This is a genomic window from Aestuariibaculum sp. YM273, from assembly GCF_030908365.1.
GTDB lineage: Bacteria > Bacteroidota > Bacteroidia > Flavobacteriales > Flavobacteriaceae > Aestuariibaculum > Aestuariibaculum marinum.
This window is the reverse complement of record NZ_CP133090.1, coordinates 2150001-2163642: the sequence shown is the minus strand read 5'-3', so window position 1 is coordinate 2163642 and position 13642 is coordinate 2150001. Positions and strand designations below refer to the sequence as shown.

Genomic DNA, 13642 nt, shown 5'->3' with positions numbered 1-13642 from the left:
CGCTTTTAAATATTATTAGCAGTTCTTTTATTGAATCTGAGTTTCTACTCGATTATCTTCAATATCAGCTGACTCTTTTAATGCGTTATATAACTTAGAAGTTACAACATTCATTTTTTGTTGTTCCACACGGTTAGCTGCAGCTTGATAGTTTTCTAAAGCTACTGCTGGAGTTACTTTGGTAACTTGCACCATATAAACACCATTATTACCATCGATTAATTCTGAAGTTTCCCCTTCGTTTAATCCGAAAGCAGCACCAACAACTAAAGGCTCTCTACCAGCACCAGAAATGGTTGGATTCTTCATGTTAATAGCTGACGCCGTTCTAACAGATGTGTTTTGGCTAGCTGCTAAATCATCTAAGTTAGTTGCAGATACTCTATCTCTAAGCATCTCAGCCTTTTTCTCCTTACGGATAATTGGCAATACACTTGCCGTTGCTTCTTCTACAGACATTAATCCTTTTTCATGCTTCGCTACTAATTGAGCAATGACATACCCATTAGTTACAGAGAAACGTTTGATAGCACCAACATTGTTACCTTCTTCAAAAGCCCAACGTACAATTTGTCTTTGGTTACCAACACCTGGAATATTTTCATCTAAAACTTTAATACCGTTTACTGGTCTAACCACAAACTTTTGAGCTTCAGCTTCAGCATCAAAATCTTTATCATCTAATACTGCTAATTCAAAACTTGATGCATCTCTGAATACTTTATCGATAGTTGCTTCAGAAGGCTCAATGCGTCTTGCAATTGTTCCAACCTGAACTGCTTTTTGTTTTTCTTTAAGACCTTCAATCTCGATAATATGGTAACCGAATACCGTTTTAACCACACCTAAATCACCAACATTCCCTTCGAATTCGAAATCGTTGAATTCAGGAACCATAGTGTTGTATGGGTGCCAATCGTAACGCCCTTCGTTATCCACACTTCCTTTATCTGAAGAAAACTCTGTTACTAACTCTGGGAACTTAGAACGATCTGCTTTAATTACCGCTAATAAGCTATCGGCAGTTGCTTTAGCCTGCGCATCAGTTTGGGTAACGTCCATTTGTGCGCTTTGCGCTCCGATAAACGGAATTAAAATGTGTCTTACTTTTGCTGAATCTGGTACTTGTTTAGCTGCAACTACTTTTGAAATTTTATAGTAACCGTTATCCTTATAAGGACCATAAGTTTCACCTACATTCAATTTAAAAATACTATCTGCAATAGTAGATGGTAAACTTGATTTGAATAAGAAACGATCGTCAAATTTGATATCTGAATTTGAATTCACAAATCCTTCATCATCTGTAGTACTTAAAAACCCTTTTACAGATTCGTTAGCTTTAGTAACGCTATTGTACTCTTCTCTATCTTTTAAAAGATCTGTTAATTCCTTTTTAATTTCGTTTTCATCTTCTACAGATGCTACTTCATTAAACTGAACAAACTTAATATCTCTTGAAGCGTCTACTTCGTATTGCTTTTTGTTTTTACTTATGTAGCTTGAAATATCAGATTTAGACACTTCAACTAAACTATCGGCAATCGAGCTGTAAGGTAATTGTACATATTTAATATCTACTTTGTTCCCTTCTAACTTATACTCTAATTCACCTTCAGCTAACGTACCTGTTAAACCAGCTTTAACCATGTTAAAGTAGTTTTGTTGTAACGCATTAGAAGCAATAGTTTTCTCGTAGTTTACCCACTGCGAATACCCTTCTGCCGATGTTTCTTTTAAGTTTGCGATATATTCGTTTAACTTATTTTCATCGAATAATCCAGCTTCGTTTAAAAACTCCGGACTATTTGCTAAAGCAGTTTTTAAAATATCACGCATCTGGTCTTTTTCAACAGAAATACCTAACTCTTCAAATTGAGTTTCCATTACTGCTTTTCTCACTTCCTGATCCCAAACACGGTTCATTACTTGTGTATTGGTTGCATTAGGACCTAATTGGCGTTGCATTACTTCCACTTTTTGAAGAAAATCTTCACGGGTAATATCCTTTCCATTAATTGTCGCTACTACATTGTCGCTACCTGCAAAAGCACTTCCGCTTTTAAATAAATCTGCTAATACAAAAGAAAATAACGCCAGTGCTATGACTACTATTAAAAATAGTGAGCGTTGTCTAATCTTATTTAAAACTGCCATCTGTAATTAAAAATTTTTAAAAAATCCTTGTTGGGATTTAGCTTGTTAAGTTCTATATATGTGACTCCCGCACATACGTCGTGGGCGAAAATACTATTTTCTATTTAATAATAAAAGCCCTTAGATGTGATTTAATTAAACATTAATCCTCATCTAAAATTTTAAGTTGAATAAGGTCTATTTTAGTATTCGATACTTCTACGATTGAAAATTGAAAATTATCGATTTTTACAATCTCATCCTGAGCTGGAATTTCTTCGGTATGGTTTACAATTAACCCTCCTAAAGTCTCATAATTTTCACCTTCCGGAAGATTTAATTTATAGGTTTCGTTAATATAATCGACCTCCAAACGTGCTGAAAACGTGTAGGTTTCATCATCTAGCTTTTCCTCAATTAAATCGACGGTATCGTGCTCATCTTCAATTTCACCAAACAGCTCTTCCACAATATCTTCAACCGACATAATACCTGAGGTTCCTCCATACTCATCTAAAACCACTGCGATACTTTTTCGTTTTTTGATCAATAAACTTAATACGTCTTTTATCAAAACAGTTTCTGGAACAAACTCCACAGGCAAGACCATTGCCTTGATGTTTTTGGGTTTTTTAAATAATTCAAAGGAATGTACATACCCCACAATATCATCGATCGTCTCTTTATACACCAAAATTTTTGTAAATCCGGTTTCGGTAAACAAACTGCTTAAGTTTTTTAGAGAATCGTTAATTTCAATAGCGGTGATTTCCGTTCGAGGCACCATAACCTCACGGGCTTTAACTTCAGAAAACTCTAGGGCATTCTGGAAAATCTGAATTTCGGAGTCGACTTCCTCATGTTCCTCAACCGATTCCATTTGCTCACTAATATAGTTGCCCAGTTCTACTTTTGTAAATGCCAGCTGAATCTGATCGCCTTCTGTTTTAAAAACATGTTTAAGAACAAAATCGGAAATCCATATCACGAAATCGGAAATTAAACTAAACAGAATATAAAACACATATGCCGGAATGGCTAAGGTTTTAATTAAGGTGTTGGCGTAAATTTGAAAAAATACCTTCGGCAAAAATTCTGCCGTAATTAAAATAACTAAGGTTGAAATTATAGTTTGCGATAACAAACTAAAATCTGTTAACATTAAATTGATAAAATTGTAGGTCGATGGTAACAATGACTGAAACCATTCTACCAACAAATCGCCCATAAAAAACCCGTAAATAACCAAAGCTATATTATTACCAATAAGCATGGTTGCAATAAACTTGGATGGTTTAGCGGTAAGTTTTTTTAAGACGTTGGAAAGCAACCCCTCCTGTTTTTTCTCAATTTCAATGTGAATTTTATTTGAAGACACATAAGCAATCTCCATTCCTGAGAAAAAAGCCGATAGTAATAATGATACAATTATGATAATAACATAAATGCTCATCTATTTTTTATTGTTTTTATTACTGTATTTGTTAGCAAACTTTCTTCTGAAGAAAAATATAAAAACCGCTAGACCAGCTAATGCGAAAGACACATATGCGCCATTGCCTTTACCTAATTTAGTAATGCCATCATAAAGAAATAAAACAGCGAAAACCAGATAAGCGAATTGAAAAATTTTAGAGTATTTCATAAGGTTATATTAGTGCTCGAAGACATCAACAATAACTGAAAATGTATTCGGGTATGTGTTAATTTTTGTAATGTAAAGATAATTAAATTTGAAGTAAAGCGAATTTTAATTTCGCAAGTTTGAAACTATTTCTAATCTTCTACGGTAATAACACCTGTTACTTCAAGTACTTCGGCGTATTCGAATTTAGAATCTGAATCAAAACCATTTCCATTTATAATATCGGTTTCCGATTTAAACGTTACGGGTTTATTTGTAAACAACCATTCTTTCTTTTGGTCGTAGTATAATTGGTCGGTTTTTAATTCACGATTATCAACTGTAGTAATAACAACATTTCCTTGTAAGTCGATTAAATCGGTTTTATTATACACTATAGCATAATCTGCTACAACAGTACTTTTTTTATTCTCCTCATCGTAGAGGTACAAGGTTATACCTCCTTGAAACTCGTTAAACGGAAAGTCTCGATTACTATAATCCAGCATTTTTGCACTTAGCAAATTGGCGGTTACCCGACCAGAATCGGTATATTTTAAGTTAATATGTTCGGCAACACCCATAGGCTCGTTTTCAGACATTCCTAATTGTTGCACTTCATTGTAACTGTTGTTACATGAAAAAAGCATTGTCACCGTTAATAAAGTCACAATGTAAAATGTATTATTCAATTTCTTTGTATTCATTAAATATTTTCAACCTTTAAAAGATGCTCTCCTTTTAAGAATTTTAGTTTTTCCCCACAGAAGGAACTGTTACAGCCTCGCTAATCCAGCAGTCTATTTTTATAACCTCGCCAGAACATCCACAACTAAAAACATCTTGTTTTGAAGGCGCTAATGCCATATACCTTTCTACAGATTGCTTACCTGCTGCTCCGGCTTTCATAGCTTCGTTGGCTGCCAACCAATATACGGCTCTTTTATTAAAAGCCGTGTCTCCACAATTATTAGCACTCGCTGCATACATAGCTGCAATAGAAATATAAGGACTGGTATCTGATGGGTTAAGTTTTAAAGCTTGTCTGAAAAAATTTCTGGCCTGACCATAACTACCTTTAGCTTTCAACTTCTGAGCAATGGTTTTATTAAGTTTAGCTTTTTTAAAATTATCGGTTTCTAAACTAATCGCTTCTTTATAATACGTAATAGCTTCATTTGGTTTCCCTTCTTTATCTTTTAAAATACCCAAATAGTACGCCGAATTAGCTGAAGGTTTTAACTCATGTAAGGCATTAACCAACTTGATAAATAACGGATCACCTGTACATTCCTTTTCAGACATTTTTCCAGCAGCTCTTCTTAACCAAAGCTCATTGGCTTTATTAGCTTCAAATTCTTTAGTATATAAAGGAATTAAATTTTCGCAATTAGCTCTATCTCCTAATTTACCATCGATAGATTTTGAAACTGTCTCATATGCCCCTAACCAATCTTCATAAATCCCCATGTTCTTTTTTTCGGCAGAAGTTAAAGTAGCCCCAGAGGATTCCTTTTCAATTAATGCATTTAACTTTGCTGCGTAATTAGATACCTCTACTTCCACTTTTTCTGTTATGTCGTCATACTTATCAAATAACTCAGCATCCGACTTCTTTTTTGCATCATACAAATCAACGATCAAAGAAAAATAAGTATACAGACTTTTAGGATGAGAAAATGATGTTTTATCTTCTTTATAAGCTTGATCAAAACAACTGTAAAGTTCATCATCCGTTTTATTTAAAAGCGCTTTATTGTCGTATTGTAATTGACAAGACTTTGCCAGGAACTGTCCTTTTGGAGTTTTACCTGAAAAATGTTCCAGACGTTCCTCCCATAATTTCACCAAATCGTTTATATACGCAACCTTTTCAGCTCCTTGGGCCTTTTCTATTTTATATTCTAACACGTCTTCACCTTTCGAATAAATACCTAAACTATATTTTGGACATTTATTTCTTACTAACATCCAAGGTTCGTAGGCTGCGTCAAAATTTTTAGACTTAGCGCTCTCATAAAACAATGAAAAGTTTAAAATACACGCTTCATCTTGTTGCGAAAAACCAAAAAGCCCTATTAAAAATAGGGCCATTGATAAAATTATATTTTTAGAACTTCTAGCGTTCATCTTTTAGATATTAGGAACCGTTACTGAACCGTTAATCCAACAACCAATGCTGATTACCTTACCTGCATTTCCTGCACTAAAAATTTCAGATTTTTGTGGTGCTTTAGCACGGTAACTCGCTGCCGATTGTGCTGCAGCCTTTTTTAAGGTTGCATCTGCACGTCCAGCTTTATCTGCTTCTGCAGCTGCTAACCAGTAAACTGCTCTTTTATTAAACGCTGTATCTCCACAATTATTGGCACTTGCTGCATACATTGCTGCAATAGCTAAATACGGACGACCGTTTGATGGGTTTAATTTAAGTGCCTGACGGAAATAATTTCTCGCCTGACCGTAGCTTCCTGATTTCTTAAATTTAGTTCCAACACGGTATACGATTTTCGACTTTTTATAGTTATCAGTCTCTAAATCGATCGCTTGTTGATAAAACTTAACAGCTTCGCTTGACTTACCTTCTTTGTCTTTTAATACCCCTAAATAATAAGCTGAGTTTGCAGAAGGGTTTAATTCGTGTTGTGCATTTACCAACTTAACAAACAATGGGCTATCTGTACATTCTTTCTCGTACATTTTAGCTACCGCTCTACGAATCCATGTTTCGTTTGTTTTGTTTGCTTCAAAGTCTTTTTCGTATAAAGGAATTAAGTTCTCACAGTTTGCGCGATCACCTAATTTTTTATCCATTGCACCAGCTACTTGATCATAAGCTTTTAAATAGCTTTCGTAGTATTTTTTATACTGTGCATCTTTACCTGTTAAAGCTGTGCCTGCAGCTTCTTCTTTCTCGATAAGCGGATTTAATTTTTGAGAATAGTTTTCTATTTCACTTTCAACTTTCTCTGCAACATCATCATACTTATCAAATAATTCTGCATCTGTTTTCTTTTTAGCATCATATAAATCTACCATTAAAGAAAAGTAAGAATACAAACTCTTAGGATTTGTAAATGTTTCTTTATCTAATTTATAAGCCGCATCAAAACACGCATATAAATCTTCAGCCGATTTATTTAATAATTTATAGTTGTCGTATTGTAACTGACAAGCTTGTGCAGCATATTCTCCTTTTGGTGTTTTACTTGGAAAATACTCTACTCTTTGTTCCCAAAGTTTTAATAAATCATTTATTACTGCAACTTTTTCGTCTCCTTCAACTTTATCTAATTTATCCTCTAAAATTTTCTCACCATCAATATAGATAGCAATATTAAATTTCGGGCATTTTTCTCTTACAGCCTTCCAAGGCTCGTACGCGGCATCATAATTCTTTGCTTTTACATACTCATGGAATATAGAAAGCTTAGTCATACATTCCTCATCTTGTTGTGCAAAACCAGTGAAGCCAACAAATAATAAAGCAAATAAAAATGTAAATTTCGTCTTCATGTTTCTTAATTTTTCTCTTTTCTGTTAGTCATATTTCCTTTTTTGAAACCATCTATCGTTCAAAGATAAGCTTAATTGGAAATTAATAAAATTCTCTTGTATTAAATTGCTGTTAGTTGTTCCTCTTTTTCCAAGTTCTACACCCATGTTTGCGTTAGAGAAGAAAGTACCAACTGGTAATCCTACTCCAAAAGATATGCCAAACTCGTTTATAGACTCGTCCTCGATTTGTAAACCTGTATTTTCGAAATGCATTCCGGCTCTATAGGTTATACGTTTAAAATAATTATTGAAGGAGTTATATTGTGGAATATAAAAACCTCCAATAGTATATGATTGCGAATCTTCGTAAGTTGAAGCTCCCGTTCTATATAATTCATTTGAAAAATTACTTGTACTCATAAACAGGGTTTCAATCCCTACAAACCATTTTAATGGTTGCCCGATACCTGCTCCGAAAGATAAATTCGATGGCATAACCAAGTCTGTTTCTTGCAAGCCTTGCTCTTCTAAATCTTCATCAATAGTATCTACAACAAACTCCTGGCCTGTACTTGACAAGGTTATTGTAGAGTAAGAGCGTTCGTTTTTAGAGACTAAATCGCTTTGCGGTGTATAGGTTAAGGCTGAAACAAACTCAAGTTTTTCAGTTATCATGGTTTTGTAATTCACCCCTAAATTTACATTTAGACCACTTAAATCTGATCTATTGTTTTCTCTGGACTGGTATTGTGTTGGCACGCCATCATCATCATAATTAAATGCTACTGTACTATTTTGAATATTCCCAAAGTTGTAATGAACATCTAAACCTACATTTAAGCCCTTCATAACTTGATAGCCTAAGCCCATGAAGACTTTATTCACACCACCTTCGCCTCGAAATCTATGAGAAATACCATTATCGTTCAACGACTCTAATTTGTACCCTACCGATGTATAAGGCATTAAACCAAAACCAACACCGAATTTCCCCATAGGAATATTCATTGCTAAATAATCGAATGTTGCAGAAGAAGCATTATCATTACTACTTTCACTTTTTAAGTTAATGCTAGAATATGTTCCTCCAACAGTATACTTAACGAGACTACTGCCATCGTTAAGGCCTTCAAAATTATTACCAGCGTAAGAAGCCGGGTTTCTTAAATTAACATGAATACTATCTGAATAAATACTAAGCCCTCCCATACTACGGTTTTCTACAGTACCTTTAAATTTTAAGCTACCAATGCCGTAAAAAGAATATGGAGAGGCGGTTCCCTCTTGTCCGTAACTTTTAATTGCAATTACTGCAATAAAAATTAATACAAGTTTTTTAATCATTCGTTTGAATTATATAGTAATATTTGATTTAGACCTTCTAAAAGAAAATTTTGGTTGACAAATATGGTACTTTTTAATTGGTTAGACAAGAAATTACAATCGCCCCCTGTTAAAATAACTGTTAAATCTGGATATTTTTGTTGATAATTAAGAATAATTCCTTCGATTTCATTTAAAACACCGTAAACAACACCAGAATGTATTGAATTAATTGTAGAGTTTCCTGTAATACTTTTTGGCTTTTCTGTTTCTAACAATGGTAAATTAGCGGTTTGGTTATGTAACGACTTATAACGCATTCTCAAACCTGGGGAAATAGCACCTCCCAGATACTCGTGTTTATTTGTTACGAAATCATAAGTAATGCACGTGCCGGCGTCTATAATTAACGTATTTTTTTCAGGAAATTCGTTAACTGCAGCACACACCAAACCAATACGATCGACTCCCAATGTCTTAGGAGTTTGATATAAGTTTTTAAAGGGGAAATTAGTATTAGAATCAACAACTAATAGTTCTAATTGCTCTTTTAAATCGCTTATGGTACTTTTATCCAATTTTGCTACAGAAGAAATAATAGCCCGATTTATAGTATTAAACGTCTGTTTTAACTTATTTACAGCTTCAACAAGCTCTCTCTGCTCAACGACCTGCTTTTCTAAAAATTCATTCTCTTTAAAAACTGCTAGCTTAACCAGCGTATTACCTACATCAATTACTAAATTCATCTGTTTTATTAAAGCTGTAAATTTACAAAACCAGAATTAATAAACCCCTACTTCATGTATACTACTGATTACAAACACTATAAAAATGCAAAACCAAAAAAAACACATTTTTTTCAAATTTATTTTGGTGAAAATGTAAAAAGAACATAAATTTGCAACCGCTTAACTAAGGTACCTTAGCTCAGTTGGTAGAGCAAAGGACTGAAAATCCTTGTGTCCCTGGTTCGATTCCTGGAGGTACCACTACAAAAATCCTGAAACATTTGTTTCGGGATTTTTTGTTTTATATAATGTTACTACTCTCTTTATTTAATGGTCGCCAATAGATGTTTAGCCTAAAGACGTCTTAGAATCCATCCACACAATTTATATAACATTTGAAATTTAATTAAAATCCTAGTCATGAGCAGCAAGTAATATTATTCCCGTAAACCTCCTAAAATTTGTGCCGGTTGTTTATTGGATATACTTGATTTACAACACGAAAAGCAATACATGTATTTTAGATAAAAAAACTTCGTCTATCTTTTCACTTTTCTCTTGGTAGCAATGCAAAAAGCTTATATATTTGCAACCGCTTAACAGAGGTACCTTAGCTCAGTTGGTAGAGCAAAGGACTGAAAATCCTTGTGTCCCTGGTTCGATTCCTGGAGGTACCACTACAAAAGTCCTGAAACGTTTGTTTCGGGATTTTTTGTTTTAAATAAACCAAGAAGTTACATTAAAACAAAAAGGAGAAGTTATAATCCTAACTTCCCCTTTCCTAAATAAATCAATCTTTTTATTATTTAGCTATCAAATTCCAAGCCCGACACACACGGAGTGAATGTAAAGGTATATGGGTTATATTTTAATACTTCCTCTTGAAGCGCCTCCGATGATGTGTAAGCAAAAAGCGAATGATACCTAATAAACAACAAATATTTATAGAGATAATAGGTATCACTTGGAACAATATCTTCTTCATTAGAATTGGCCAGGTCTACGACCTGTTTAGCTTCTTCATCTTTAAGATTAAAATAAACTTCTACAACCTTCTGGAAGTCTTGTTTATCTGCTTTTAGAATATTCTTATCCGTTAGCACTTTAAATTTGCTACTGAATACGTGTGCACCTTTTAAAAATATATTCTGAGTTTTATGGTCTACAACCTCGTTTAATACAAGATCAACAAACTGTGGCGTATTAACGGTTGATGCTGCTGGCAATATTCCTTGTGGAATAATAACGTTCGAAATTTTTTCTACAGCATAAGCTTGTTCTTCACTTAAAAATAAAGGCTGCCAGTTTACACATTGATTCCCTTCGCAGGAAGACAATATTTGCATTAAAGTTGGCGTTGCGACAACATACCCTGTAGATAATGCCATTTTTTTTAACAGTTGTCTTCTTTCCATAATTAGAATTTATTCTTTTTTATTTGATCTGCCGCATGATTAGCTGCTCGCGCTGATAAAGCCATGTAAGTTAATGAAGGGTTCTGATAAGCTGAAGACGTCATACAAGCCCCATCTGTAACGTATACATTTGGCACAGCATGCACTTGGTTGTACTTATTCAACACCGATGTTTTCGGGTCGTGTCCCATTCTAGCCGTTCCCATTTCATGAATAGCATGCCCCGGATGACATGGGTTATCATAACCTTTTACATTTTTGAATCCAGCATTTTTCAACATATTAACAGCTTCATTCTGCATATCCTCACGCATTTTACGCTCATTCTCTTTAAATTCACAGTCAAATGTTATCGTTGGAATTCCCCATTCATCAACCTTGTCGTGATTTAAATACATTCTATTTTCATGATACGGCAAGCACTCACCAAAACCGGTCATCCCAATACGCCAAGGCCCCGGTTTAAATAGTTGATCTTTTAAGGCTTTTCCATAGGAAAGCTCTTTTATTCCACTTTTCCAGTTTGTTCTACTTGCCGCCCCTTGAAAACCGAATCCGCGTAAATAATCTGTTTTTGTATCAGGTTCTCCTAAATTCCTAAATCTAGGAATATGAAAACTAGTAGGGCGTCTACCTTTATAATATTTATCATCAAATCCTTCAACAGTTGCGGTTGCCCCTACTTTAAAATGATGATCCATTAAATTATGACCTAACTCTCCACTATCGTTACCTAAACCATTTGGAAACCGTTCAGAAATTGAATTTAGTAATATGGCCGTACTTGCAATAGTAGAAGCACAACAGAAAATGACCTTCGCAGAAAACTCCATTTTTTCATGTGTCTCTGTATCGATGACTTCAACTCCTGTTGCCAGTTGCTTAGCATCATCGTAAAGGATTTTATTCACGATAGAATTAGAGCGCAAAGTCACATTACCCGTCTTACTTGCTGCCGGTAATGTAGATGAGTTACTACTAAAGTATCCACCGTACAAACACCCCCTAATACATCTATTTCTATATTGACAATTACTTCGACCTTCCCGTTGAATATCTCCAGTTAGATGAGCAAAACGCCCCATAATTAGATATCGATTATCATACTGTTCAGAAATTTTATTTCTGAATTCTTGCTCCACGCAATTCAACTCCATGGGAGGAGTAAAGATACCGTCTGGTAAATGAGGTAGGCCTAATTTTTCCCCACAAACACCAATAAAACTTTCAACCTTATCATACCAAGGTGAAATGTCTTTATAACGAATAGGCCAGTCTACAGCAATGCCTTCCTTTTTGTTGGCTTCAAAATCTAAATCACTTAAGCGCAAGGTTTGTCTTCCCCAAGTAATAGATCGTCCACCAACATGATATCCACGAATCCAATCAAACCGTTTATCTTCGTTATAAGGATGTTTAAGATCATCTACAAACCAATGTTTATGCTCTTCACGAACAGCAAAACCCGTTCTATTTTGTTTCTCCTGTTTTTTAAGATCTTCTCTACTCACCAAACCTCGATATTTAAAGTCCCAAGGTTCTTTATTCATAGTGGGATAATCTTTTATATGTTCGACATTTCTTCCGCGTTCCAGCACTAAAGTTTTTAGTCCTTGCTCACACAATTCTTTAGCGGCCCATCCTCCAGAAATACCTGTTCCTATAACAATAGCATCGTACATTTATCTTTCTTTTTCTTTATACAAAAAACGAAAAACTTAATTAAAATTAGGTCGACACTTGCTTTAAAAAAGGTAGACAAATCTTTCATTTTTTAAGTATTACCTCTTGATTATTCACTCCAACAGAAATAGTAAATCCATTTTTAAATTGGATTAACAGAGTTTTAAAAATACAGAATGAGAAATTTGAAATAGCTAACCAAACCATGTTTGATTTCTTTTCGAACAGCTATAAAACAAAAAATCCCCAACAAATGAATGTTGAGGATTTCCAAAAAAGGCAACGACCTACTCTCCCACGGATGCAGTACCATCGGCGCTAACGGGCTTAACTACTCTGTTCGGAATGGTAAGAGGTGAGCCCCGTCGCTATAATCACCTTAAATTTTAGGTTGGTGTATCTTAAACATCAACCGCGCATCACGCGCTTATATTTTAACATATTGAAAAAACATACATGTGTTTGTATTTTAAAAAACTGTACTCTTAAAAAAAACAGGCGTACAATAAGCCTATGGGTTATTAGTACTACTCGGCTATGACATTACTGCCTTTACACCTGTAGCCTATCAACGTAGTCATCTCCTACGACCCTTTAAAGAAATCTCATCTTGTGGTGGGTTTCGCGCTTATATGCTTTCAGCGCTTATCCCTTCCCAACGTAGCTACTCTGCAATGCCGCTGGCGCGACAACAGATACACCAGAGGTTAGTCCAACTCGGTCCTCTCGTACTAGAGTCAGATCCACTCAAATTTCTAACGCCCACTGTAGATAGAGACCGAACTGTCTCACGACGTTCTGAACCCAGCTCGCGTGCCACTTTAATGGGCGAACAGCCCAACCCTTGGGACCTTCTCCAGCCCCAGGATGTGACGAGCCGACATCGAGGTGCCAAACCCCCCCGTCGATATGAGCTCTTGGGGGAGATCAGCCTGTTATCCCCGGCGTACCTTTTATCCTTTGAGCGATGGCCCTTCCATGCGGAACCACCGGATCACTATGCTCTTGTTTCCAACCTGATCGACTTGTAGGTCTCTCAGTCAAGCACCCTTATGCCATTGCACTCTACGCACGGTTACCAAGCGTGCTGAGGGTACCTTTAGAAGCCTCCGTTACTCTTTTGGAGGCGACCACCCCAGTCAAACTACCCACCAAGCACTGTCCCCTGAACCAGGGTTAGACTCTAGATAAGCAAAGGGTGGTATTTCAACAATGACTCCACAACGCCTGGC

The 13642-nt window shown here is 35.4% G+C and carries 10 protein-coding genes, 2 tRNA genes and 2 rRNA genes (1 of these 14 running past the window's edge); 2 read left to right on the top strand and 12 right to left on the bottom strand.

Annotated features, from left to right (window positions below; genetic code table 11):
• Positions 1-27: 27 nt before the first annotated feature.
• The 8 genes from RBH94_RS09150 to RBH94_RS09115 form a co-directional block, all read right to left on the bottom strand.
• Positions 28-2157, bottom strand: coding sequence for a SurA N-terminal domain-containing protein (locus RBH94_RS09150; protein ID WP_307880631.1), 2130 nt, complete (start codon positions 2155-2157; stop codon positions 28-30).
• Positions 2158-2299: 142 nt separating this feature from the next.
• Positions 2300-3589, bottom strand: coding sequence for a hemolysin family protein (locus RBH94_RS09145; protein WP_188224605.1), 1290 nt, complete (start codon positions 3587-3589; stop codon positions 2300-2302).
• Entirely contained in the window at positions 3590-3781 is a 192-nt protein-coding gene (locus RBH94_RS09140; protein ID WP_307880630.1) for a hypothetical protein, read from the bottom strand.
• A gap of 131 nt (positions 3782-3912) precedes the next feature.
• Positions 3913-4467 carry an LPS export ABC transporter periplasmic protein LptC gene (lptC, locus tag RBH94_RS09135; RefSeq protein WP_307880629.1) on the bottom strand — a complete coding sequence of 185 codons (555 nt, stop codon included), beginning with the start codon at positions 4465-4467 and terminating at the stop codon, positions 3913-3915.
• 43 nt (positions 4468-4510) lie between these two features.
• The gene (locus RBH94_RS09130; protein ID WP_307880628.1) at positions 4511-5854 is read right to left on the bottom strand and encodes a M48 family metallopeptidase; all 1344 of its coding nucleotides are present in this window, start codon (positions 5852-5854) and stop codon (positions 4511-4513) included.
• A gap of 39 nt (positions 5855-5893) precedes the next feature.
• Entirely contained in the window at positions 5894-7276 is a 1383-nt protein-coding gene (locus tag RBH94_RS09125; RefSeq protein ID WP_307880627.1) for a hypothetical protein, read from the bottom strand.
• Between the two features lie 24 nt (positions 7277-7300).
• The gene (locus tag RBH94_RS09120; protein ID WP_307880626.1) at positions 7301-8602 is read right to left on the bottom strand and encodes a hypothetical protein; all 1302 of its coding nucleotides are present in this window, start codon (positions 8600-8602) and stop codon (positions 7301-7303) included.
• Positions 8599-9330: a type III pantothenate kinase gene (locus RBH94_RS09115; protein ID WP_307880625.1), complete on the bottom strand. Its 732-nt coding sequence runs from the start codon at positions 9328-9330 to the stop codon at positions 8599-8601. Before RBH94_RS09115 ends, RBH94_RS09120 begins: the two co-directional genes overlap by 4 nt.
• Positions 9331-9500: 170 nt before the next feature.
• On the opposite strand from RBH94_RS09115, the gene RBH94_RS09110 reads away from it, so the two are divergent.
• Together RBH94_RS09110 and RBH94_RS09105 are read left to right on the top strand one after the other, a co-directional pair.
• Positions 9501-9573, top strand: a tRNA-Phe gene (locus tag RBH94_RS09110).
• A 343-nt stretch (positions 9574-9916) separates the two neighbouring features.
• Positions 9917-9989, top strand: a tRNA-Phe gene (locus RBH94_RS09105).
• Between the two features lie 129 nt (positions 9990-10118).
• Here the strand turns inward: RBH94_RS09105 and RBH94_RS09100 are convergent.
• The 4 genes from RBH94_RS09100 to RBH94_RS09085 form a co-directional block, all read right to left on the bottom strand.
• Positions 10119-10727, bottom strand: coding sequence for a gluconate 2-dehydrogenase subunit 3 family protein (locus RBH94_RS09100; RefSeq protein WP_307880624.1), 609 nt, complete (start codon positions 10725-10727; stop codon positions 10119-10121).
• A gap of 2 nt (positions 10728-10729) precedes the next feature.
• Positions 10730-12409 carry a GMC oxidoreductase gene (locus RBH94_RS09095; protein ID WP_307880623.1) on the bottom strand — a complete coding sequence of 560 codons (1680 nt, stop codon included), beginning with the start codon at positions 12407-12409 and terminating at the stop codon, positions 10730-10732.
• Between the two features lie 275 nt (positions 12410-12684).
• Positions 12685-12792: ribosomal RNA gene (gene rrf / locus RBH94_RS09090) — 5S ribosomal RNA — on the bottom strand.
• A gap of 119 nt (positions 12793-12911) precedes the next feature.
• Positions 12912-13642 (bottom strand): 23S ribosomal RNA (locus RBH94_RS09085); it runs 2090 nt beyond the window's last position.